Origin of the sequence: Paenibacillus sp. FSL K6-1096 (assembly GCF_037977055.1) — a bacterium.
Taxonomy (GTDB): domain Bacteria; phylum Bacillota; class Bacilli; order Paenibacillales; family Paenibacillaceae; genus Paenibacillus_AQ.
The window spans coordinates 83,317-105,564 of the sequence record NZ_CP150274.1 but is presented as its reverse complement, the minus strand read 5'-3'; the positions used below and the strand labels follow the sequence as shown (position 1 = coordinate 105,564).

Genomic DNA, 22,248 nt, shown 5'->3' with positions numbered 1-22,248 from the left:
CAGTTATGATTTAATAGTTACCATTCGCTGCATGCTCGAACCATTCCCGTACGTTGTTGACCATGATCTCGCTCAGAATGTCCGGGGCCACCCCTTGCTCCATAATATAAGGAAAGACATCGCGGGTCAGATGGGTCATGGACCAGTCGGGTGCAAAGGACCGTACCTCCCCCCGCTCCCACCAGTCAATGGTCCCGCAGTAATCTTGAGAGACAAGCAGCTGCCTGTGGCAGCCCTGGCGGATCAGCTTCAGCAGCATAGCAGGACGTTCCTGGTTACTTATCCCGACAGACAGACCAAACCGGTCTATGCCCAAATAGGCATGCCGGTTCAACAATTGGGATAAATAGTCCATATCATGGGTATCGCCTGAGTGTCCGATAACGACCGCCCGGGCGGTAACGCCTTCGTCTTCAAGCAGATCCAGCTGATCCAGCCCATTCCTGGAGGCCGCATGGGTATGGGTCATTATCGGCACCCCGGTCCTCCTGTGGGCACGGGCAGCCGCCCGGATAATCTTCTCTACATCCGGAGTGATCCCTTGAACATCGGTTGCACATTTGATGAACCCTGCCTTAATCTCCGTATTCTGAATTCCCACCTCAATATCCCTGATGAACAGCTCCGCGATGTAATCAATACTCTTATTCCGTAAAGGCTCAGGCAGGTCCCGGCAAGTATACATTCCGGTCGCTGCAATAATGGTTACCCCTGTACACTCAGACACCTCCTTCATGAAGAGAACATCCCGGTCCTGCCCCATAACGGAGGGGTCACAGATGGTCTGTATGCCGGCCTGTCTGACCGCCAGCACCTGCTCCTTGGCCAGTTGCAGCTCTTCGTTGCGGTCATACAGATGTGGAAATTGCGTAGCAACTTCAACGGATCTGACCCGCAGATGCTCATGGGTTAGCGTAGGACCAAGCTGTGTACTGTCAATGGCCCCTGTTACTGAGTTTATGTTTGCCATAGGTATTATTTTCCTTTTTACATGAGATTAGATCCGCACTAGTTGTTTGCCCAGATTCGTTCCGCTGAACAGATTGATGAACGCACCGGTAATATTCTCAAGGCCATCCGTAATGGTCTCTGTACATTTCAGTTGTCCTTCCTTAAGCCATTGCCCCAGTACCTGCCGGGCTTCCGCAAGCTGATCTTCATAATCGGCAATCAGAATCCCCTTGACCATCGCCCGGTGAAGCAGAATGGATGGAAGAATCCGTGAGCCGGCTTCGGGTCTGGCGAGATTATACAGGGCAATCTGCCCGCAAACCGCAACCCGGGCATGATCGTTGATGTGACCGAACACGGCATCGGAGATATCTCCCCCGGCATTATCGAAGTACATATCGATTCCGTTAGGACATGTCTTCATCAATTCGATACGCAGATTCTGATCCAGGCGATAATTGATCGCTGCATCAAAGCCCAATTCCGCTGTCAAATAATGAGCCTTCTCATCCGAGCCGGTGATGCCGACGACATGGCAGCCATAGATATGCTTGGCGATCTGGCCAACGGCTGACCCGACAGCTCCTGCCCCGCTGGATACCACAAGCGTCTTGCCTTCACGGGGCTTGCATACATCAGCCAGACCGAAATAGGCGATGAGTCCAGGAGTGCCCAGGAGTCCAAGATATGCTGTAGCTGGCTGAATATCCGGGTCTATTTTCAACAATTGTCCGGTCCTGTGTATGCTATATTCCTGCCAGCCCAGGATGCCCCATACCATCTCCCCTGTCTGATAGCCGGAGGAACGGCTCTCCACTACCTTGCCAATCCCCGCCCCGCCAAAAATCTCCCCGATCTGATAGGAATCCATATAGGACTTGCTGCGGCGCATCAGGTTGCGCATATAAGGGTCCACCGACAGATAGGTGCTCTTCACTAGCACCTCCCCGTCTGACAGGGCTGGGACCTCCACCTTCTCCATCCGAAAATGCTCATGCTGTGGAATACCCTGAGGCCGCTGGCACATTACAATTCTAGTATTTTTGAGAGTGGGCATGAAACCATCAATCCCTTTTAATATATATTATAGGATATAATTGCAATTAATCTACTAATTACATATGATGATAACAGACCAGAAAGGGAGGAATTCACGATGGAATTCGATTATACCGGTAAGGTTACTCTGATCACAGGCGGTTCACGGGGAATCGGCCGCCAGCTTGTGCAAGCTTTTAGTACTATGAATGCCAAGGTGTACTATACCTATTTATCTGCCGAACGGTTTCAGCCTGTAACAGCAGACTCCGGCCATGGACCGCAACCGGTTGGGATTCAGGTCGATGCAGGCTCTGGTACGGATGTCGAAGCCTTTACTTTAGAAGTCTGGCGGCAGAATCATGCGATCGATGTCCTGATTAACAATGCCGCATTCATATGGAGGGCTGATTTCGGTAACACCACCACAGAGCTGTGGGACAGGTCCCTTCAGACCAATCTGATGGGTGTTGTCCATCACTGCACCGCCGCCCTTCCTTATATGATCCGGCAGAAATCAGGCAATATCATCAATATCTCCACGGTCTGCTCCGACCATCCTGTCCGCGGACAAGCCGCTTATGCTTCCACCAAAAAAGCCGTTGATTCCCTGACCCAATCACTCAGCATTGAATATGGAGCCTTTGGCATCCGCGCCAATACCATCTCCCCCGGCCTGATTGTCACCGAGAAGCCTAAGGTAGTCAGCGAGGAGGATATACGCAAGATACCGTTACAGCGGGCAGGCAATGCCCTGGATGTGTGTCATGCTGCGGCTTTTCTGGGGAGCGAAGCGGCAAGCTTCATTACCGGAGCGGATCTGCTGGTCACAGGCGGTTCGCACCTGAACTGAATTTTCAAATCTGAGAATCATAGATTACGGGTTAGAATCCCCACCAGCGATTTACAAGATTCTTCCCGGTGAAGCGCCTCGAAGCTGACCTGCTTGAAGAGAATAGAGCCTTCACAGACAAGCTCTCCATCCCCGCACAGAATTCTGGCTCTTCCCTTCAGGTTCTCCCCGCCGCCGGTATCCTCGAAGGTAAGCCCGATCCCCATAATGCTTGGGGGCGCCACCATCCGCAGAAATTTCAGCCGTTCAAAGGTCACGGGGATGAGCGAGCGGGTGTATCCGCTGCTGATCCATGTGAAGATTCGGGATAACTGGATGACCGACTCTGTAATCAGCGCTGCCGGCAGCACAGGCTGTCCGGGAAAGTGGTCCCTGAAGATATCTTCATTCAAGGAAATATATTTCTTGCCGGAGATAGAGTCTCCCGTCATGCCGGTGATTTCATCAACGAAGATATATCTCATACTCTGCAGACTCCTTTGACGGCGGCGTATACTTCCTCAGGAATGGCGGCAGGCTTCTTGGTCAACAGATCGACGGGAACCATCCGGTTCCCGGCAACATACCGCGTATCTCCATTCACCCGGATCTCGGTGTGGAAATCAATCCAATAGTGCATAATCCTCTTCACAGAGGTCCTGATCTCAATGCTCTCGTCATAGTAGACAGGGTGCAGAAAGTCAATTTCAACTTTTTTCATTACAAAAAAAATGTGATGCTGATCAAGCATCTCCTTCAGCGAAAGCGCGTGCATCCGCAGCCACTCGGTACAGCCGGCTTCGATAAACTCACATACATTGCCGAAGTAGACCACTCCGCCGGCGTCGGTGTTCTTGAAATAGATCCGTTTATGGATGACCGAATAAGCCTCATTGTCCAGGGTCATGCTTGCTCCCCCTTTCTCCGGTGACCACCGTAGTGAATGGAGTCTTCTGATGATATACGAGGTTTCTCCATTCCATTTTGTTGGAAATTACGGCCCACAGCGAGCTTATGCAATACAGCACAGACACGAAGGAAGACAGGACAAGCCCCGCTGTACGGATAACAGACGGGCGGTAATCCTGAATCTGAGAAGCGTCCCGGGATACGGCAGCCACTACGATGGTCGCTCCGGCAATATGCAATAACGGCCAATACAGAAATATTTCCAGCAAGGAAGGAATGCTGCCGGTTAAAGCGAATCCGAGGGCAACCAGGAACAGGACCGCTCCCAGTAACCGCGGCATCGTCACCAGAAAGAAGCCAAACGCCCAGAGCCGCTTGTAATTCACCTTGGTATTCAGAGCCTGACGCTTCACCCACTTCACCCAGGCGAAGCCGTGGATATCGAAATGCTCCGGCACTAAGCAGTCAGGAACGTATTGAATGCTGTATCCTGCTCTCCTTACGACATCCGATATCGTGAAATTGTCATGGAAGGCTTCCGACCAGATGGACTTCATTCCAATCTGCTCAAACACCTTGGCCCGTATCCCAAACGAGAACCCCCGTGCAAAGCGGGTCACCGGAAACGTAATCATCGTGGTCGCCAGGAAATCCCAGTATCTTGCCGCCAGCGCCATGACACTTCTGCTCTTGGATACAATCCACGCGCTCCCGCTGGTCAGCCCGACATGGTCTGACTGCAAGGGCTGCACCATTTGCTCAATCCAGGTCGCCTGGGGCACGATATCCGAATCAATAAACAGATAGATTTCGGTCTCCTTGGATGCGTGTGCGATGCCGGTTAACAGATTATTCACTTTATCACTCCGGTATTGGGATACCTCGGAATGAGAGGCTTTCACCAGCTGAATCAGCGGGGAGCGTGCCGCATATTGGTGTACCAGCGCTTCCCCCCTTCCATTCTCCTCGGAGGTCACCGCGAGCACCTCGTAATTCCCGGCGTACTTCTGATCCGCAAGACTCTGCAGGGTGGATTCAAAGTTATAGTCCAGACCCCGAAAGGGAAGCAGCACGGTAACATTAGGATAATAAGGTGCAAGAGCAGCCAATGCCTTGCGGGACCGCTGTCTCTCCAGTATAAAATAAACAGCGAGAATTCCCGGCACCAGAAATAATGACATCACTGTAATATTAAAAATCCATATCCACACGTCCGCTCGCCCCCTCAACGTTCAGCAGATTCATTCCGTCTTCAGCTGACAGCCTCGTGTTGTTGTTCAAGCTATGTGTAGAGATTACGTTCTCCTGCTTCGTAATTAATCTGCCGTCAGGAACGATGATCTCTCCCCCGGCAGAAATGGTAACCCGGAAGAAGAAGCTGCGGATCTCTTCGTTTACTGACAGCAGCCGGGCATAATAGGTCACCTGCTCATCCTGAAATACAGGTCTGGCAAACACAAAATTACTAAAGCTCACAATTCCGGCGCCGTACCGGTTATGCGTCACTTCGCGGGCAAGCCTGCCTGCGGTCTGGAATACAGATTCAAGCAGAACATAGAATGGCACGGTCAGCCCTGTATCCAATTCAGCTTCAAACACATCCTCACGGGGCTGAAGAACCTGGCAGGCCTCCGCTTCGCTGGTGCTTACTCTTGTAAAAGATACCAATTGCATATACCGCAAGCAGCTTCACATCCCTTACCCGCCAAAGTTAATCCAAGTGTCTTCCTCCGGTCACCAGCAATTGGGTGCCTGTAATGTATGAGGCATAATCACTGGCCAGGAAAAGCGCTGCGCTGCCGATGTCGTCTGCTGTTCCGATTCTTCCCAGCGGCGTGCGCTCCATAATCTTCTTCTTCAGCTCTGTCTGCATCGTACCGGCGACATCGGTTTCGATTAACCCGGGCGCAATGGTGTTCACACGGATGTTATAAGCGCCGTATTCCAGCGCCAGAACCTTCGTTAACGATTCAATGGCGCCTTTGGTCGCCGAGTACACGGCTTGTCCCCGTCCGGGCTGCAGAGCTGAACGGGAGGAAATATTGATGATTGATCCCGATTTGTTCAGAATCATATATTTGATCGCCGAGGAGCAGAAGGCAATGACAGAATTCAGGTTGGCGTTGATCCCCTCGCTCCAATCCTGCCCGCTCATCTGGAGAAATAAGCCTCTTGGAATCCAGGCAGCGTTGTTCACCACAACATCGATCCGCTTGTGATTCTTCCAGACCGTATCCAGGAAGCTCTCCACATCTGACTTGGATCTGCCGTCTACTCTAAGCCCGGTGACATCCGCCGCGTATTGCTCCCTGCACTCTTGAACAACAGCTGCCGCCAGGTCCTCACTCGATAGATAGGTGAAATATACGGTAGCATTGGCCCGTGCGAAATGCTTCACCAGCCCCCGCCCGATGCCTCTGCTCCCGCCGGTAATAACGACCACTTTGCCTGAGAAATCAATGTTCACGCCCGGTCACACCCTATGCTCCGATTTCTCTAACTTGGCGGATACGAAATCAACCATATTCTCTACAGTCAAATAATTGAACAGATCATAGGGACTGGCAATGCCCGTAAGGTCCTCATCCGATACGGTGAAATATTGCTTCACAGACGACACGGCCTCGGAAGACAGCCGGCCGCCGGCGAACATTCCCCGGTTGGCAATCACATTGGGCAAATTCCAGAATTCCTGGCTGTCAATCTTGATGCCAAATTCCTGTTCAAGCATGAACGTTAATTCCAGAGTCTCTGCGCTTTCCAGGTGTAAATCCTTGTACAGATAAGTATTCGGCAAGATTCGAGCCTCCGGAAGATCAAGTACATCCTGCAACAATTTTTTCACTTTGCTGTAAATGGTTTGATCCATAACGCACCTCCGCGAGAGAATAGATTTCTTTGTTATTGTATACATATTTTTCTATTAATAGCAATGATTTTTTTCGCCGTGAAAGCTATAAAATAGAGTCATTTGCTATTGTATTTATTCTCATTGTGAGTTATTATCGGCAAAAATGGATGGAATAACCTAGCAATCTTTCAATCGATTTTTGGGAGGTTATGTCAATGAAGAGCGCTTTATCAGACTGCCGCGCGCTGGTGACAGGCGCATCCGGTTTCGTAGGGACATGGCTCACTCATCATTTGCTCGAACAAGGTGCTGAACTAACCTCTATTCTGAGTGAGCTTAATCCGCGCAGCCCGTTTGCCCGAATGGGTCTGGACAAGCATATCCGCTGCTACTACGGTTCAATTGCCGACTACCACCTGATTGAACGCGCTATCACGGACGGAAGGATTAACACCGTCTTTCATCTGGCCGCCGTATCCATGCAGGACCTCGCTTACCAGATTCCCTGGCAGACCTTCGAGACGAATGTGAAAGGCACGTACAATCTGCTGGAGGTCTGCCGGATTCACCGGGACCAGATCTCTAAGATCATCGTTGCCTCCAGTGACAAGGTATACGGTGACAGCCCCATTCTCCCCTATGATGAAGCGATGCCCATTCAGGGCAGGAATCCTTATGACGCGTCGAAATCCTGTTCCGATCTGATCTCCCAGAGCTATAGGCACAGCTTCAGCCTGCCTGTTGTGGTCGGGCGCTTCGGCAATATTTACGGAGGAGGCGACCTCAACTTCCGCAGGCTTATTCCCGGAACCATCCAGCGGCTCTACAGCAGGCTTCAGCCTGTAATCCGCATCCCTTCAGACGGTATCTACATGAGAGATTTCCTCTACATCGAGGATTTGGTCCAGGCTTATATGGCGATGTACCATTATGATGCGCATCATGGCGTGGAGCATATCTTCAACTTCGGGACCGGCAAGCTGTGGGATATTCAGAAGGTTACCTCGCTTATTCAGCGTACGATGAATCTGGAGCATATCGAGCCGCATTATGAGGTGCATACCGGCAGTGAAATTCTGCACCAGCATCTCTCCCCTGAGCGGGCCAGGACGGTGCTTCATTGGTCAGCAGACACTCCGCTGGAGGAAGGCATCCGGCAAACCGTCGACTGGTATGACCGGTACTGGCTATCCGAATCCCATCAAGCAACGTCAGGAGTTGTATAATCCCATGAATCCATCCGTTGTCATATCCGCTATGGGCTGTGTCACTCCGCTCGGCCATACGCCCGGGGAGGTCCATGAAGCCATGCTTCAAGGCAGGACCGCTTACAGCACCATTACTCAATTCGATGCATCCGCCTGCAGATGCTCCACCGCAGGAGAAATCCCGGATTTCAGTATCAGAGATTTAGGCATCTCCGGCTCGAACATGATGCTGAGATACAACAAGATGTCGATGAAGGCAGCCTATCAGATGCTGAATGACTATGGGCTGATGCCAAGCCTGGAGAATACCGCCATGAATTGTGCGGTCTACGTGGCCAATCATCCGGTGAATCTGGACCCGGACACGCTGCAGGTCATTCGCTCGATCTGCAGCAGCGGAGACGAAGCAATGGATTTTTCACGGCTGGGCGATCAGCTGCACCGGATTCCGCCGCTTAGCGGCGTGAAGCAATTAACCACGGTTCCCTCCCACTTCATTGCCAAAATCACCGGAGCGCACGGTCCGGGCAACTTGTACTGCAACAGCGATTGCGGAGGCGTAACCGCCCTCCTGTCTGCGGCAAGGGCCATCGAGACCGGACAAATCGACCAGGCCATCGTCTCGGCCTCCTTCAGCCCCTTCAGCGCCCATGAATTCAGATGGTGGCTGGAGACAGGATTGATCCGAAGCGCATCCCCCGATGATGGCACGGATGAGCTAGTCACCCCTTTCAGCCCACAATCTTCAGGTACACTGCTGAGCGAAGGCGCAGGTGCCATTTTCCTGGAAAGGGAAGAGGTCGCCTTAAGCAACGGCCACCCTGTTCTGGCCAGAATCCGGGGCGGAGCAAGCCTCACCGTTCCAGGCGACACATACTTCGCATTACCGGGGCTAGGCTTCACCAAGACCCTTGAACGGGCACTAGAGCGTACAAGGCTTACGCCGGATGAGATTGATCTGATCATGTGCAATGCACCGTCTATTACGGCCTGGGATGAAGCTGAGCTTGAGGGCATCTGTTCCGTGTGGAACCATTCCAGCGTAAGGGCGTCTGCATTGAAGGGATATTTGGGATATCTCGGCCCTGTATCCGGTCTCTTGGATGTGATCCTCGCGGTGCAATCGCTGGCCAGTCAAACCGCTGTGCCGCTGAACCACGAATCTGCGCCCTCTGACAGCCGGGTTGAATGGGTTCGCCCGCAGAATGCGGCCATGGAGATTGGACGGACTATAGTGAACAGTGCAGGACCGGGCGGGGCCTACAGTGCTGTCATTCTTGAGAAAGGGGACAACCACTCGCGATGAGAAGCAAAATTGTAGTGACCGGAATAAGCGCTATTACCCCTCTGGGTAATCATCTGGAATCCATTACGGCCAATCTGAAGGCGGGTCATTCAGGGATCAGGCCGATTGAACGGTATCAGGTGGGCAGTCTGCCCGTTAAGCATGCCGCTATGATTGACGATCAAGAGCTGAACGGGATTCAGTACCCCGTATCCGGCAATCTGATCTTCAAGCTGTTCTATTCCTGCGTGAAGGATCTGCTGGACACCAGCAGCCCGGGAAGGTTCTATGCTCCCGAACGCATCAGCTTGATGGTGGGCACTGACCCCAATACCTCCACCCCTGAAGACCTCCAGTATCTGTACGCCTATGTTAATGAAGAGCGGCCTGCCTCAGCAAAGATGGAGCTGGAGACGCTGCTCGCCAATCATCCATCGTATATGTTCTATCATGCGGCCCGTGATTTCGGCATAGGGGGTCCGTGCATAGCGAATTTCGGCACCTGTGCTGCTTCCGCCCAGGCGATTGGCGACGCCATGCTTACGCTAAGATCGGGGGATGCCGATGCGGTGATTACCGGAGGAGTCTCCTCCAAGCTGGACCCGATGTCCCTGGCCCGACTCTGCCGGCTCGGTGCACTGGAGCCTACGAAGGCGGATTGCCGGGAGAATTGCTCCCCGTTTGATCTGAACAGGAACGGCTTTACGATCGGGGAGGGCTCGGTTCTGTTCCTTCTGGAGCGGGAAGAGGATGCGCTGCGCAGACAAGCGCCAATCTATGCGGAGATACAGGGATACGGCAGCTCGCTGGACGGCTATTCCATCACAGACCCGCATGAGTCTTCCCTGGGGATGATTCTGTCCATGAGGCGGGCTATAGAGGATGCCGGGGTGCCGCTGGACGCTATCGGCTATATCAACGCCCATGGAACCGGAACACCCAAGAACGACAAGCATGAGACCGAAGCGGTCAAGGCGGTCTTCGGCAGCCTCTCCGGGCAACTGGATATCAGCTCCACCAAGTCGATGCATGGCCATCTGATGACAGCCGCCGGGGCTATGGAGACGCTGGTTACCATTCTCAGCCTGAATAACGGGTTCATTCCGCCGACAATAAATTACAGAACCCCTGATCCCCAGTGTGACCTCAACTATACTCCCAATATAGCGAAACCTGCGGACATAGAGACAGCCCTTACCAATTCCTTCGGCATGGGCGGACAGAATGCGTCTCTGGTCATTGCTAAATATAAGCGAGGATAAACGGATGGGGACTCCTTCAGCATGGGCTGTGATGTACCTGAAGCGGATAGGCATGGATGTGCAGCCGACCGGCCTGGACTATCTGCAACAATTAGTCAGGTCGCGGATGACCCGTCTGGCTTTTGAGAATATTTCCAAGCTGCATTATCTTAAAAACTTCGAGGAACAGCAGTTCTACCTTCCCCCGCCGGAAGTCTATATGGATCATATGTACAGATTCGATTACTCAGGCGTGTGCCACACGGGCAATTATTATTTCTGCAAGCTGCTGCAGGAGCTTGGCTTTGAGGCATATCCTATCAAATATGCTTCGCATCTGGCGACAATTGTGAGGCTCTCAGACCGGCTCTATTATACGGATGTATCGCTGGGGCATCCCTCTTATTATCCGATGGAGATCTCCCGGAACCATGAGCTTACGATTCACCAATCCCAAATTAAGGGATATCCTGACCCCAACAATAAGCTGAAATTCCATCTGGTGCACGGTATTACCGGCAAGGAACAGCATCACTGGGTATTCCGTCCCTATGAGCGTGCAGGCTTGCCGGAAGTACATAAGCTGATTCATTGGAGCAATGAGCCGCAGCGTCTGTTCACCACCATCCTGCGGGTCTATCTGTGGCAGCCGGACCGGCAGCGCTCGCTGTCGATTGTCAATAATACGTTCACCATCCGCTATCAGGAGAGCCAGGAGCAGATGAAGCTGCAATCCATTCAGGAGATTAAGGATATTGTGCATCATGAGTTCGGGATGGCGAATCTCCCGGTTCATGAAGCTGTAGAAACCCTGGAATCTCTGGGCACACCAATATGGGGTGAATAAGCTTCACCCCGCCCCGTCCGGCAGCAGCTCCTGCAGACCTTGCAGCAGCCGGGCTTCTGCAGAACCGCTTATGACCTTGGCAGGCAGCACAAGTGTATATACATATTCCTTCCGCAGGATGGAGACCGCTTGGAATTGCGGGAAATTCCTGAACTGGCTGATCACTGCCCTGCCGATAAAGGTACATGCCTTAATCTCGAACAGCTCGGTAGGAACCGTGAACCCGGTCTGAATCACCTTCGACATCGCCTCCTTGGCTGTCCAGAGCAGCGTCAGTGCAGCCGATGCTGCCAGCTCCGGCAACAGCGCCTCTTCCTCCCTGCTTGTAATTCTCCGGATTGCTTCCGCCGCCTTCTCATCCACCAGCTCCATGTCCACGCCCGCCAGCAGGCGAGGATCATAACCGACCGCTGCCCCCAGCGAATCGCAATGGGTAATCGTAACCTTCCTGCTCCTTCCGGCCACCAGTGGCTGACATAGAATTCCGTGTTCGATCTGAATTCCGGACAGATCTTCGCCTTCCTCTGCCACAGCGGTCTTAGCCGCCAGCTTCCCGAGCAAATAGCTGTTCCGTCTTCTTGGATACTGGAAGCCGAAATACGTCTCCTTCTCTTCGCTGCTCAGATACTCTAGCGGCTCACCTTCCGGCTGCAGCGAGACTACGCTTAGTTTCAGCCGGTATGGTTCTTCCTTGCTCCCCAGCTCCAGGCTCATTGTTCTTACTGTCTCCGTGAGATAGGTTGGGTATTGACCATTGAAGGCTGTAGGTTGCATCGTTGTCAGTTCACTTCCCTTCTATGATCCAGGCCGCGTCCAGCGGCTCTGTTTCCCGTTTGATTTTGCTGACCATGCCCTCGATGACATGTCCCGGACCGATCTGGATCAGCTCTATACCGGAATGTCTGCCCATGAGGTAGCGGACGGATTCGATCCACTTGACACTGCTGGTCATCTGCTCGGTCATATAATGCACAGCATCATTACTGGCATAGGGACGTGCGGTCAGGTTGGCAATGACCGGAATGGACGGCGGGGCGAACATGAACTGGTTAAGATACTCCCGGAACTGGACCGCCGAAGCGCGCATGTAGCGCGAATGGAAGGCTCCGCTGACATTCAGAATGACATAAGCTGCAGCACCGTTCTGCTCGAAGACGGCCTTGGCGGCTTCCACGTCCTCCGCAAGTCCGGAGAGGACAATCTGCTTAGGCGTATTCAGGTTGGCTATATCCAGCTTGTCCAGACGGTGTTCCGCCAGAATCCGCAGGATGTCTTCCGCCCGCAGTCCGATGACAGCGGCCATGCTGCCGCCGGTTGCCATGCTCATCAGCGCGCCTCTTTGGTGAACAATCCTCAGTCCGGTCTCGAAATCGAACACCCCCGCCGCATACAATGCGCTGTATTCGCCCAAGCTGTGCCCGGCTACGAAATCTGGTACTGACCCGGATTGCCGGACCTCCTTCAGGTAGGACAATGCATTAACCACATAGAGGGCTGGCTGTGTATAAGCGGTATTATCCAATTGCTTGTTGATGTCCCTCAGACACAATTCCTCAATAGAATAGCCCAATACCCGGTCAGCAATTGCGGTATATTCAGGGAACTCCTGGAACAGAGTGGCCCCCATACCGATGAACTGAGCGCCCTGCCCGGGGAATAAATAAGCCCTCATCTACACTGCCTCCTTCTCATCTCTATCCTATTTGAAATCGAAGATTCGCGTATTGTTCTTCCGGTTCCGGTATTTCACGAAATGATTGATGTCGTCAATCTGGAAATAGAGATTGCTCTTATATAGATAACTCATCTCCTTGCCCGGGGGATCGCCGAAGGAGTGGCCCGGGAACACCTTCACATGAGCCGGCAGCAGCCGGATCAGCCGGTGCAGGCTGTAATACATATCCTCCGCCGATCCCCCGTCGCTGTCACACAGTCCGCAGCCTTCAATGAACACGGTATCCCCCGAGAACAGATTATTCCCGCTCCAGTAGCAGGTACTCCCCCGGGTATGCCCCGGCGTCACCAGACAGGTGATCTCGGTATCGCCGATGCAAATCCGGTCCATGTCCCCGATCGTCCGGAGCCGTGCACACCTGTATTTGTAATAATCCGCTTCTGTTCTGGATATATAGACTGCGGGACGATAGAGCATTTCCAGCTTGCTCACCATATTGGTATGGTCAAAATGAGAATGGGTCAGCAGTACAGCCGCCAGGGAAGCCCCATGCCCCTCCAGAATCTGAATCAGCTGCGATACATCCCAGGACGGATCAACCACAAAAGCTTTGCGGGTGGTCTTGTCTATACCGAGATAAGCATAATTAAGAAAGGTCATGCACTGTGTCTTGAGGGTAAACAGATCATAGGTTGCTTCCATACCCGCCTCCTTGAAGATTGGTTAGCTCCGGTTTCCATAATTTACACTATGAATCTACTAAATTATCGTCCACCCGCTCCCGAACTGTCAATGAATGTTTATGCTGTATAAAGTTAAAAATGGCATCATTTTATAGAAAAAATAAAAAAGCCTGCAATCTAGCATTGCAGACTCTCTAATCTACTATTTCAATCCATCCCTACAATAGACCAGTTCTGATCTACCTCCGGTGCGATCGTCTGGCGCTCCCGGATGTAATGCACCAGCATATCGCGGACGCTGCAGTCCGACTCCCAATGCTTGACGGCGCTGACCAGTCCTGAGGCCTTCAGCAGGCTGCTGTAGCGGTAATTGTTGACGGCAAGCTGTAACTCGTCCGTATCCGCAAGCGGTCTGCCCTTGTATTTTAGATGAATGATCCGCCGTCCGGCAGGCTGGGAGATATCAATCTGATATTCGATCCCGGCGAACATATCGTAGAGATAGCTCGGCACCTCAGGATCGGCGGCGATATTCGTGTCTCCCGGCTGCCACTGCCGGAAATGGGCAGCGGAAGCTTCCATATAAGCCTTCAGCTCCTTGCCGGTGACCGTAACGACATAGAGCACATTGTCAAAAGGATAAATGCGGTAGACATCGGCATACGTCAGCGGTCCCTGCTTCAGATCGGCCTTGTCGTTGAACAGGCTTGTAGCGGCAACATCCGCTCCGCTGGCCTCCAGCATGGCCCGCTGGATCAAGGTAATGACCGCCGTAGCCTGCACCCGTCCCGCCGGCAGACCGGCCGTCTCTTCAGGCTGGAAATCCGCAGCCGCATACCCCAGAATGCCGCCCTCTCCTTCTACTGAAGAGCCTGCGCCGCCTTCGGCAATGAACCGGAGAGTCTCTTCATGTGCCTCTGTAACCAGACTGCGGAATTCCGGGTCCGGCTCCCAGCCGCTCATATCTACCACCGTAACCTCACGGTTCACGACCTTGGGCTGGCCGCCGTCCAACTCCAGCGTCAGATCGAAGCGGACGACCTCCCGCCCCCGGTCCCGCGGCCCTCCAATGACGGTATTCCCGATACGCTGGTTCACGGTAATATGCATGTGGCCGACCAGCAGCACATCGGCTTCTGGAACAAGCTCCGCAATCCGTCCTGCAGCATCCGAGCCGCCCTCTTCATCGAATTCTGCGACCATGCCCGCATGGGCGCTAATCACTATCACGTCCGCTTTCCCTTCCGCGCGGAGCGAGGCGGCAACCGCCTGCGCAGTTTCGGCCATATGTCCGAATCTTAAGCTCTCAACCTTGCTTCCATCCCAGCGCGGAACATTGGGATTCGTCAGTCCGATGACCGCAATCCGGATGCCGTGCTGCTCAATGATCACATACGGCTCTGTAAACGGTCTGCCTTCCGCATCCCAGACATTTGCCGCAAGCACCGGGAAGCTCAGCTCCTGCCTGATCCGCTCAATCAGGCCAAGACCGAAGTTAAACTCATGGTTGCCCAGGGTCAGTGCGGCATAGCCCATGGCATTCAGTGCTGCCGCGACCGGATGCCTGTCCTCCGGCCGTTTATTGTAGACATCGTCAGTCAGCATATTTCCCTGGAATACGTCACCGTTATCGATCAGCAGAATCTCTGTCCCGCTCTCTCTAAGCTCCCGGACATATGCGGCTACTCTGGCTAGTCCGTCATTTGCTGTATCGAGTCCGTCTTCATAACGGTAGCCCCACAGATTGCCATGAACATCCGAGGTAGCAATAATCACGATTTTGCATAGGTTACGGCTTGCTGCCGTTTCCATCATCTTGTTCCCCCTTCTTCCGTCTCTTCATTTCAGAATTGCGCCAGCGGTGAAGCTCTTCTCCATCTGTTCGCTGAACAGCACATAAGCGAGCAGAATCGGCAACGTGGAGATCACCATCGCTGCGGCCAGCGGTCCCCAGCTAATACTATACTGGCCGCTGAAGTTCATCAACCCGAGTGGCAGCGTCCGCAGAGTCTCTTTCTGAATGAAGGTTGCCGCCATCAGCAGCTCATTCCACACGGCGAGGAACACGAAGATCGCTACTGAGGCCAGCGGCGGCTTCAGCAGCGGCAGCACGACCTTGAAGAAGGACTTCACCACCCCGCAGCCGTCGATGAACGCGGCCTCCTCCAGCTCCTTCGGCATGCTCCGCAGGAACGCCGACAGCATGTAGACGCCAATCGGCAGATTCACAGCGATGTATGGCAGGATAATGGACAGCCGCGAGCTGAGAATGCCGAGATTCTTCAGGATCATGAACAGCGGGATCAGCGTGGCATGAATCGGCACCATGACCCCCATGAGCAGAATGAACAGAATCAGTCCGTTATATTTGAATTTCATCCGTGTCAGCGCGTAAGCCATCATCGAAGCAAACAGCAGTACGAAAAAGAGGGTAATCAGCGTAACTGACACACTGTTGAAAAAGTATTGATTGACCTTGGCGCTTACCCAGGCCTCTGAGAAATTACTGAACCGCCATTTACTGGGCAGCGCCCAGACCACTCCGCCGATAATCTCCGAATTATCCTTAAATGCACTTACCACAAGCCAATAGAGCGGGAACAACTGGAGGACGGCAATGAGGCTCATCAATAGATAGACGCCTGTGTTTTTGGTACTCTTCAGCATGTCCGGTCCTCCTTAATATTCGATTTTTTCACGGGTCAGCACTTTATTCAGCGCCCAGGCAATGACCAGGCACTCCAGCACCATGAACACAGCCAGCGCGCTGCCGTAGCCGAAGTTCTGCTTCAGGAAGGCTTCCTGGAACATTTTCAAGGCTATCATTGTCGTGGAATGCAGCGGTCCGCCGTTGGTCATCACATACACACTTTCAAAGGTCTTCAGCGCGTAGATCACGTTCAGCACGATACAGATCCGCAGCACATCAGACAATAACGGAAGCGTGATATAACGGACGGCCTTCCAGCCGACGGCTCCGTCCAGCTTCGCGGCCTCATAATACTGCTCCGAGATGCCCTGGATACCTGCGAACAGGATCAGCATGTTATAGCCTACATAATGCCAGGTTGTTACGATCAGAACAGACAAGAGTGCCGTCTTGGTATCTCCAAGCCATGCTTGGGCCCAGCTGCCCAGGTGAGCAGCCTCCAGCAGCGTGTTCAGCATCCCGATGTTCGGATCGTAAATTTTGACCCACAGCAGACTGACCATCGTCGTTGACATGACCACCGGGAAAAAGTAAATATTGCGGAACCATTTGCGTCCCTTCATCTTACGGGAGACCAGCAGCGCCAGGCCGAACGAGAGCGGAAGCTGCACGAACACGCCTGTCAGCAGGAAGGCCACACTGTTCCATACCGCCTGCCAGAAGCTTTTATCTGCGGTGAACATCTTGGTGTAATTGTCCAGTCCCACGAAGGCCATCGGGTTAATTCCGTCCCACTCCTGGAAGCTGTAATACGCCGTCATAAGGATCGGCACGAAATAGAAGACCAGGAACACCGTTAAGCCAGGCACCAGAAACAATGCGATTAATTTCTTATCCGAGAGCGCTCTTTCCATCACTAACCACCTATCAGAGTGCAGAAAAGCGATGCGGTCCAAGAGACAGCATCGCCTTTCCCCTATTATATTTGTAAAGCGTGTCCTACTCTGCCGAACGGAGCAAGGTTTCCAGCTGGGCGGTGTATTCCTCAGGCGTCAGATTGCCGCCATAGAGCTGCTGTGTCACATCGCGGTATTCCTGACCTGTATCAGCCGACAGCAGCCCGAACCACATCGCCTGGGTTTTGGCCGTTTTGCCGATATCGGAAGCATAAGCGGAGAGCTGCTCATTCTGCGACTCCGACTTCACTTCACTGGCCGCATATCCCGGCAGGCCTTTGCGAACGAACTCATCATTGAGCTTAAGGGACAGCTTAATGGCGAATTCCTTGGCTTTGTCCAGGTGCTTGGAGCTGTTGTTCACGAACAAGGAGTAAGGCGCCGCCGAGTTCTGGAAGCCGATCGTTGCACTGTAGACATCCTCTGCACCCGTCTTCGGGAATGCGATATAACCCAGATTATCGCCCATAGCCGTGGACAGTGCGCCGAAGTTGAAGCTGCCGTCAATCCAGATCAGCGCCTTATCGTTCTTGAACAGCTCCTGGGCATCCAGGTAAGCCGAGCCGAGGAAGCCCTTCTGGAAGGCATTGCTGCTTACCAGCGTGGCTACCTGCTTAGCCGCATCTACAAACGGGGCATCCGTAAACTTCGCATCACCCTTAATCGCATTGTCGAAGGCGTTAACGTCCTGACGGGCTACGAGCATGTTGTACAGCAGATCGCCCTGCCATCTTTCCTTGCCGCCGAGGGCGATCGGGATGATTCCTTTAGCTTCGGCCTTGGTTACAAGCGCCTGAAGATCGTCCCAGGTTGCCGGAGGCGTAGCGCCGAGATCGCTCATCAGCTTTTTGTTATAGTAGAAGACCAGGGTTGTACTGATATTGGAAGGTACGGAATAGATATTGCCGTCTTCCTCCTTCACCAGCTGGTTGTCCAGAAATTTCGCGCCAAGTCCCGTGGAATCTAGGGTATCGTTCAGCGGGGCTACCGTTTTCGATTGCAGCACAGGGGTCCGGTAGGACTTCCCGGCATGCTGCTGGAAGACATCCGGGAGCTCATTGGCGGCCAGCGCAACACTGATCTTGGTCTTGTAGGTCTCGTCCTGTATGTACTCGTAATTCAAATCCACGCCGACCTCCGCTGCGGTAGCCTCGGCAGCAGCCTGATACATCGGATCTGCATCGAACATCCATAAGGAGACAGATTCCTTGCCTTCCGCCGGCTTCGCATCCTGATTCTGAGTTGCCCCTTCGTTACCATTGGCTCCTCCGCAAGCACTAAGCACTACACTGCTGAGTGCGATGGATGCTGCAACTGCCCCAAGCTTTTTTCCGAACATTTTTGTTGGACCACCTTTCAATATTTCGGGTTTAGACTTACAGGTATCATCTTAACAAGCAAAACGCCGTGCACGAATGGAGATATATTGGTTCTAACAGTAAAATTTTTAGGTGTGTCAGCTTACTTAACATTCAATTTACGGAGTGTTCCCATGTTAACGGCAGATTTACACAGGGTTAACTTGAAACAGCGAAATTTAATCAGCGAAAAAGCCCGGCTGCAAAACACCGGACTCTGCATATAGCTGCTCTTTATGTATCCGAATAGGAACCGCTGTACACGGTATTCGGGGTCATGCCGTAGCGTTTCTTGAAGCATTTGCTGAAATAGAACGGATCTCTATAGCCCACCTGGCGGGCGATCGTCGCAATCTTGGGCGCCGTGGCTTCCTCCCCGGAAATCCCCTGGCGGAGCAGCTTCATGGCCTCGCCAAGACGGACATTCGTCACATATTCCACAAAAGACTCGCCGGTCTCCTTCTTGAAGGCATGGCTTAAATAGCTCGGGTTCACAAACAGGGCACTGGCCGTACTCTGGAGTGACAACGTATCCTCGGCATAATGCTCCGTCACATAAGCGATCGTCTTGCCGATTAAGGCCGTGCTGCTGCTCGGCCGCTTCTGCCCTCGGGCATCGCCTGCCTGCGGCTCCTGCACATCCCCGGCTTTGATTCTGAGCCGGTTGATATAGCGCTCTGCCTCCCACTTCTCCGTCAACTGTGTCCGGATCGTGAGCAGAGCTTGTTCGACAGCATCCTCATCCACGGGCTTCAGCAGATAATGATCCGCTCCAAGCGATATGGCCTGCTGCGCATAAGAGAAATTATCGTAGCTGGTAATGAAAATCAGCTTGACCGCCGAATTCAGCTTACGGACTTCCCCAATGAAATCAAGCCCGTTCATATTCGGCATCTCAATATCCGTAATGATGAGATCGATCGGCTGCTCCCCGATGATCTGCAGCGCGGCCGAGCCGTCATCGGCTTCTGCGGCCACCTCGAATCCGGCAGCTTCCCAATCCACCAGACGGATCAGCAGCTGCCTGAAATAATATTCGTCATCCACAATCAGGACGCGGGCTACCGGTGCTGAGTTCATAGTCTGACTGTCCCCTCTTCCTGTTCGTTTGTCTGCTTAAGCAGCGGCAGGCGCAGCTTCACCTCCACACCGTGACCGGGCTCAGAGGTAAGTGAAATTCCATACGCTCCGCCGAAGCGCAGGCGGATACGGTCCTGAATATTCAGGAGTCCGAAGCTGTATCTCTCCGCGGCGTCAGGCCCGGACCAGATCAGCCGCTGCTGCTCTTCGCTCATGCCTTTGCCGTTATCGCGGACTGTGAAGAGAAGCAGGGGCTGTCCGTCCTTGCTTTCCGCTTCGCAGGTAATTTCACACCAGCCGCCGTCGGCCATCCCTCTAATGCCATGGTGAATCGCATTCTCGACCAGCGGCTGAAGCAGCATGGTCGGTACGAGGCAGGCTTCCAGCCCCGGCTGGACGGATATCCGGTAATTCAGCTTAGGGAAGCGGATCTGCTGGATATAAAGGTAGCTCTCCAGATGCTTCTGCTCCCGGGCTACCGTGATCAGCTCCTGCCCGTTACTAAGCGATATCCGGTAGAATTCACCCAGCGACTTCAGCATCCTGCTGATGTCCTTCGCTCCTGACATCACAGCCATCGACCGGATCGTGTCCAGTGTATTGTACAGGAAATGCGGCTTGATCTGCGAATAGAGCAGCCGCAGCTCCAGCATCCGTTTGGTCCTCTCTTCCGTCTCCACCTGAACCATCAGACCCTGGATGCGCTCCACCATTTCATTGAAGGTAGCTCCCAGCCGGCCGACCTCGTCCTCAGAATCGGCAGCAGCGCGCCGCTCCAGATTCCCGCTGCCCACTTCGACAATCACCTCGCTAAGCTGGCTCAGCGGCCGGGTCAGCCGGCGGGCGAACAAGACAGACAGAAGCACTGCCGACACAATGCTGATCAGACCGAAGGCAGCCAGCAGCAAGGCGATTTTCCAGTACCCGTAGGTCAGCTCCGATATCGGCACCAGTTGGACTACCTTCCAGTCATAAGGCGCGAGACTCTGCATGGATACTAAATAGCGGTCTCCGGCCACCTCCTGGGTCCGCGTCCCTTGCTGGACTGATTGGACCCAGCCTGCGAGGGATGCCTCCGGGACCGGCTGGTTCACTCTTGATGCTTCATTCGCAGAGATGATTCTCCCGTCGCGAATGACCAGCGTAGCGCTCCCGGGGCTTTGTTCATTATGGTAGAAGCGGGCAAGCGTCCGCTCATCAATGTTGACATAGATGTAGCCGAGCGGAGTCCCGCTTTCCAGGCTCTTAATCACCCTGCCCACACTGATCATATTCTTATGCTTCATCCCCGACAGAAAGGCAGGCGTCAGCGAATCGGACCAGACTGCCCCGCCTCTGGCTGCATCAATCTCCGCCTTGGGATAGACTTCAAGCCGCTCCCGGGTCACCCCGGTCAGGTTGGAGGTGAAATAGAGATTGCCGCTCAAGGATTCAATAATAACGGAATCAATATTCGGCTCAGTCACCAGCATGGCAGCCAGTGTATTGTAGATCGACTTCAGTGCAGCAGCGTCATTGCCGGCACCGGTATCGCTGCTGAGCAGCTTCTGTGTGTCCTGATTAATCAGCACGAACTTGGTGAAATTCTGGACCGACTGGAACACCGTCTCCATCGACTGCTTGACCAGCCTCACTTCCTGCTGAGAGCTTGCCGAGGTTCGTTCCAGGGTCTGATTGAAGACAATCCGCTGAATGCTGACCATGAAAATCACCAGTGCCAGCAGGACAATCAGCAGGTTGCTTAGCAGAATCTTCCGCCGCAGCGGCATACTTCCGCTGAACAGAAAGGGCAGCCCTGCCTGGAGCCTTCTCAAGAGGGTTGGATATCGCATGAACCGCTTCATCATTCCCTCCGTTACATGTATGGTTGTACATGTATTATACACAATTTATAACAACAGCAAAGCCGGCAGTATTGTTGCATATTTTGCAGAATTGTTCTCGAAAATGTTACTGGCTGCGGTACATTGTTGCATTATTTGCACAAATTCCGGTGTTTTGAGCAAGTTAGCCCTGACTTTGTTGCATTTCGTGCATGATTTCTGAAAATATATATCCTCAACAAAAACAAAGCCTGCAATCTTGCATTGCAGACTTGGCCCAGCGCATATTTCATTCCTTCTTAAGCCGGGTACCCGCCCCCTGGCGGCGGCCACGCTCCCTGCAGACGGCGGAGCAGAACGATCTCTCCCAGATGATAGGAGTTGTGGGAGGCGATATTGCGCAGCAGCCCGCCCTTGGTCTCCCCGGGAAAATGGGCTAACGGCTCGTCCAGCTGGACAGTCCGGGCGATGGCAATCGCCTTGTCCACGCCCTCCAGCAGATGGGTGATCGCCTCTTGGAGCTGTGTCTCATCTGCCGGAGTATTCTCCGCAGGCCAGCTCTCCTGTACACTTGCAGGCGGCTGCGGCTTACCGCCCTCCAGATGGGTCAGCATAAAGTCCTGCCAGTAGCCCATATGCTTCACTAACTGGTAGATGGAGTAAGGAATTCCTTCTATAGTATAACCGGCAAGCTCCGGGGTGAGGTCCGGCAAGGCCCTTGCTATCGGAATATGCCCCCGTTCCCCCGCGAGAGATTTCACCAGTGGCTGGCTGAAGGCATGATTGGATTCGGACATGATTAAGCTCCTCCTATTAATTGCGCGAAATATAATTTACCGAAATAAAATATAGCTCTACTCA

Annotated in this window: 23 protein-coding genes; 5 read left to right on the top strand and 18 right to left on the bottom strand. The window is 53.2% G+C overall.

Going from position 1 to position 22,248, the window contains the following annotated elements:
- Positions 1-10 precede the first annotated feature (10 nt).
- Positions 11-970, bottom strand: coding sequence for a phosphotriesterase (locus MHI24_RS00430; protein WP_340023588.1), 960 nt, complete (start codon positions 968-970; stop codon positions 11-13).
- 27 nt (positions 971-997) lie between these two features.
- Complete coding sequence (locus MHI24_RS00425) at positions 998-1,933, bottom strand: NADP-dependent oxidoreductase (protein WP_340023587.1); 936 nt, start codon at positions 1,931-1,933, stop codon at positions 998-1,000.
- Positions 1,934-2,107: 174 nt separating this feature from the next.
- Here MHI24_RS00425 and MHI24_RS00420 point away from each other — a divergent pair, with 174 nt between their 5' ends.
- Complete coding sequence (locus MHI24_RS00420) at positions 2,108-2,842, top strand: SDR family oxidoreductase (protein WP_340023586.1); 735 nt, start codon at positions 2,108-2,110, stop codon at positions 2,840-2,842.
- Between the two features lie 17 nt (positions 2,843-2,859).
- Here MHI24_RS00420 and MHI24_RS00415 read toward each other — a convergent pair whose 3' ends face one another.
- Genes MHI24_RS00415 through MHI24_RS00390 form a run of 6 tightly spaced genes read right to left on the bottom strand, consistent with a single transcriptional unit; the run spans position 2,860 to position 6,527 of the window.
- Positions 2,860-3,306 carry a hypothetical protein gene (locus tag MHI24_RS00415; RefSeq protein ID WP_340023585.1) on the bottom strand — a complete coding sequence of 149 codons (447 nt, stop codon included), beginning with the start codon at positions 3,304-3,306 and terminating at the stop codon, positions 2,860-2,862.
- Positions 3,303-3,728: a thioesterase family protein gene (locus MHI24_RS00410; protein WP_340023584.1), complete on the bottom strand. Its 426-nt coding sequence runs from the start codon at positions 3,726-3,728 to the stop codon at positions 3,303-3,305. The genes MHI24_RS00415 and MHI24_RS00410 overlap by 4 nt, the downstream gene beginning before the upstream one ends.
- Positions 3,712-4,941, bottom strand: coding sequence for a glycosyltransferase family 2 protein (locus MHI24_RS00405; protein ID WP_340023583.1), 1,230 nt, complete (start codon positions 4,939-4,941; stop codon positions 3,712-3,714). The genes MHI24_RS00410 and MHI24_RS00405 overlap by 17 nt, the downstream gene beginning before the upstream one ends.
- Positions 4,922-5,404 (bottom strand): hypothetical protein, encoded by a 483-nt coding sequence (locus MHI24_RS00400; RefSeq protein ID WP_340023582.1) that lies wholly within the window; start codon positions 5,402-5,404, stop codon positions 4,922-4,924. The genes MHI24_RS00405 and MHI24_RS00400 overlap by 20 nt, the downstream gene beginning before the upstream one ends.
- A 37-nt stretch (positions 5,405-5,441) precedes the next feature.
- Positions 5,442-6,197 carry an SDR family NAD(P)-dependent oxidoreductase gene (locus MHI24_RS00395; RefSeq protein ID WP_340023581.1) on the bottom strand — a complete coding sequence of 252 codons (756 nt, stop codon included), beginning with the start codon at positions 6,195-6,197 and terminating at the stop codon, positions 5,442-5,444.
- A gap of 6 nt (positions 6,198-6,203) precedes the next feature.
- Positions 6,204-6,527 (bottom strand): acyl carrier protein, encoded by a 324-nt coding sequence (locus tag MHI24_RS00390; RefSeq protein ID WP_340023580.1) that lies wholly within the window; start codon positions 6,525-6,527, stop codon positions 6,204-6,206.
- A gap of 269 nt (positions 6,528-6,796) precedes the next feature.
- On the opposite strand from MHI24_RS00390, the gene MHI24_RS00385 reads away from it, so the two are divergent.
- The 4 genes from MHI24_RS00385 to MHI24_RS00370 are packed head-to-tail and all read left to right on the top strand — an operon-like array spanning position 6,797 to position 11,162.
- On the top strand, positions 6,797-7,807 hold the full coding sequence (locus MHI24_RS00385) for a GDP-mannose 4,6-dehydratase (RefSeq protein WP_340023579.1): 1,011 nt from the start codon (positions 6,797-6,799) through the stop codon (positions 7,805-7,807).
- Positions 7,808-7,811: 4 nt separating this feature from the next.
- The gene (locus MHI24_RS00380) at positions 7,812-9,095 is read left to right on the top strand and encodes a beta-ketoacyl synthase N-terminal-like domain-containing protein (RefSeq protein WP_340023578.1); all 1,284 of its coding nucleotides are present in this window, start codon (positions 7,812-7,814) and stop codon (positions 9,093-9,095) included.
- On the top strand, positions 9,092-10,336 hold the full coding sequence (locus MHI24_RS00375) for a beta-ketoacyl-[acyl-carrier-protein] synthase family protein (protein ID WP_340023576.1): 1,245 nt from the start codon (positions 9,092-9,094) through the stop codon (positions 10,334-10,336). Before MHI24_RS00380 ends, MHI24_RS00375 begins: the two co-directional genes overlap by 4 nt.
- 4 nt (positions 10,337-10,340) lie before the next feature.
- Positions 10,341-11,162: an arylamine N-acetyltransferase gene (locus tag MHI24_RS00370; RefSeq protein WP_340023575.1), complete on the top strand. Its 822-nt coding sequence runs from the start codon at positions 10,341-10,343 to the stop codon at positions 11,160-11,162.
- Positions 11,163-11,165: 3 nt separating this feature from the next.
- On the opposite strand, the gene MHI24_RS00365 is transcribed toward MHI24_RS00370, so the two are convergent.
- The 10 genes from MHI24_RS00365 to MHI24_RS00320 form a co-directional block, all read right to left on the bottom strand.
- Positions 11,166-11,876 carry a 4'-phosphopantetheinyl transferase superfamily protein gene (locus tag MHI24_RS00365; RefSeq protein WP_340023574.1) on the bottom strand — a complete coding sequence of 237 codons (711 nt, stop codon included), beginning with the start codon at positions 11,874-11,876 and terminating at the stop codon, positions 11,166-11,168.
- A gap of 70 nt (positions 11,877-11,946) precedes the next feature.
- Positions 11,947-12,834: an ACP S-malonyltransferase gene (gene fabD, locus MHI24_RS00360; RefSeq protein ID WP_340023573.1), complete on the bottom strand. Its 888-nt coding sequence runs from the start codon at positions 12,832-12,834 to the stop codon at positions 11,947-11,949.
- Positions 12,835-12,861: 27 nt separating this feature from the next.
- A complete protein-coding gene (locus MHI24_RS00355; protein ID WP_340023572.1) occupies positions 12,862-13,539 on the bottom strand; it encodes an MBL fold metallo-hydrolase in 678 nt (225 codons plus the stop codon).
- A gap of 188 nt (positions 13,540-13,727) precedes the next feature.
- A complete protein-coding gene (locus MHI24_RS00350) occupies positions 13,728-15,335 on the bottom strand; it encodes a 5'-nucleotidase C-terminal domain-containing protein (protein WP_340023571.1) in 1,608 nt (535 codons plus the stop codon).
- A 24-nt stretch (positions 15,336-15,359) separates the two neighbouring features.
- Positions 15,360-16,187 (bottom strand): carbohydrate ABC transporter permease, encoded by an 828-nt coding sequence (locus tag MHI24_RS00345; RefSeq protein WP_340023570.1) that lies wholly within the window; start codon positions 16,185-16,187, stop codon positions 15,360-15,362.
- A gap of 12 nt (positions 16,188-16,199) precedes the next feature.
- Positions 16,200-17,084: a sugar ABC transporter permease gene (locus tag MHI24_RS00340; protein ID WP_340023569.1), complete on the bottom strand. Its 885-nt coding sequence runs from the start codon at positions 17,082-17,084 to the stop codon at positions 16,200-16,202.
- A gap of 85 nt (positions 17,085-17,169) precedes the next feature.
- Entirely contained in the window at positions 17,170-18,465 is a 1,296-nt protein-coding gene (locus tag MHI24_RS00335) for an extracellular solute-binding protein (RefSeq protein ID WP_340023568.1), read from the bottom strand.
- 253 nt (positions 18,466-18,718) lie between these two features.
- Positions 18,719-19,564 (bottom strand): response regulator, encoded by an 846-nt coding sequence (locus tag MHI24_RS00330; RefSeq protein WP_340023567.1) that lies wholly within the window; start codon positions 19,562-19,564, stop codon positions 18,719-18,721.
- A complete protein-coding gene (locus MHI24_RS00325) occupies positions 19,561-21,396 on the bottom strand; it encodes a sensor histidine kinase (protein ID WP_340023565.1) in 1,836 nt (611 codons plus the stop codon). Before MHI24_RS00325 ends, MHI24_RS00330 begins: the two co-directional genes overlap by 4 nt.
- Before the next feature lie 290 nt (positions 21,397-21,686).
- Positions 21,687-22,184 (bottom strand): DinB family protein, encoded by a 498-nt coding sequence (locus MHI24_RS00320; protein ID WP_340023564.1) that lies wholly within the window; start codon positions 22,182-22,184, stop codon positions 21,687-21,689.
- Positions 22,185-22,248: the final 64 nt, after the last annotated feature.

What these genes read in the sequence shown, in the direction of transcription:
- MHI24_RS00430 (WP_340023588.1), bottom strand. Translation starts at nt 970, where the DNA reads ATGGCAAACATAAACTCAGTAACAGGGGCCATTGACAGTACACAGCTT.
- MHI24_RS00425 (WP_340023587.1), bottom strand. Translation starts at nt 1,933, where the DNA reads ATGGAGAAGGTGGAGGTCCCAGCCCTGTCAGACGGGGAGGTGCTAGTG.
- MHI24_RS00420 (WP_340023586.1), top strand. Translation starts at nt 2,108, where the DNA reads ATGGAATTCGATTATACCGGTAAGGTTACTCTGATCACAGGCGGTTCA.
- MHI24_RS00415 (WP_340023585.1), bottom strand. Translation starts at nt 3,306, where the DNA reads ATGAGATATATCTTCGTTGATGAAATCACCGGCATGACGGGAGACTCT.
- MHI24_RS00410 (WP_340023584.1), bottom strand. Translation starts at nt 3,728, where the DNA reads ATGACCCTGGACAATGAGGCTTATTCGGTCATCCATAAACGGATCTAT.
- MHI24_RS00400 (WP_340023582.1), bottom strand. Translation starts at nt 5,404, where the DNA reads ATGCAATTGGTATCTTTTACAAGAGTAAGCACCAGCGAAGCGGAGGCC.
- MHI24_RS00385 (WP_340023579.1), top strand. Translation starts at nt 6,797, where the DNA reads ATGAAGAGCGCTTTATCAGACTGCCGCGCGCTGGTGACAGGCGCATCC.
- MHI24_RS00380 (WP_340023578.1), top strand. Translation starts at nt 7,812, where the DNA reads ATGAATCCATCCGTTGTCATATCCGCTATGGGCTGTGTCACTCCGCTC.
- MHI24_RS00375 (WP_340023576.1), top strand. Translation starts at nt 9,092, where the DNA reads ATGAGAAGCAAAATTGTAGTGACCGGAATAAGCGCTATTACCCCTCTG.
- MHI24_RS00370 (WP_340023575.1), top strand. Translation starts at nt 10,341, where the DNA reads ATGGGGACTCCTTCAGCATGGGCTGTGATGTACCTGAAGCGGATAGGC.
- MHI24_RS00365 (WP_340023574.1), bottom strand. Translation starts at nt 11,876, where the DNA reads ATGAGCCTGGAGCTGGGGAGCAAGGAAGAACCATACCGGCTGAAACTA.
- fabD (WP_340023573.1), bottom strand. Translation starts at nt 12,834, where the DNA reads ATGAGGGCTTATTTATTCCCCGGGCAGGGCGCTCAGTTCATCGGTATG.
- MHI24_RS00355 (WP_340023572.1), bottom strand. Translation starts at nt 13,539, where the DNA reads ATGGAAGCAACCTATGATCTGTTTACCCTCAAGACACAGTGCATGACC.
- MHI24_RS00350 (WP_340023571.1), bottom strand. Translation starts at nt 15,335, where the DNA reads ATGATGGAAACGGCAGCAAGCCGTAACCTATGCAAAATCGTGATTATT.
- MHI24_RS00345 (WP_340023570.1), bottom strand. Translation starts at nt 16,187, where the DNA reads ATGCTGAAGAGTACCAAAAACACAGGCGTCTATCTATTGATGAGCCTC.
- MHI24_RS00340 (WP_340023569.1), bottom strand. Translation starts at nt 17,084, where the DNA reads ATGGAAAGAGCGCTCTCGGATAAGAAATTAATCGCATTGTTTCTGGTG.
- MHI24_RS00335 (WP_340023568.1), bottom strand. Translation starts at nt 18,465, where the DNA reads ATGTTCGGAAAAAAGCTTGGGGCAGTTGCAGCATCCATCGCACTCAGC.
- MHI24_RS00330 (WP_340023567.1), bottom strand. Translation starts at nt 19,564, where the DNA reads ATGAACTCAGCACCGGTAGCCCGCGTCCTGATTGTGGATGACGAATAT.
- MHI24_RS00325 (WP_340023565.1), bottom strand. Translation starts at nt 21,396, where the DNA reads ATGCGATATCCAACCCTCTTGAGAAGGCTCCAGGCAGGGCTGCCCTTT.
- MHI24_RS00320 (WP_340023564.1), bottom strand. Translation starts at nt 22,184, where the DNA reads ATGTCCGAATCCAATCATGCCTTCAGCCAGCCACTGGTGAAATCTCTC.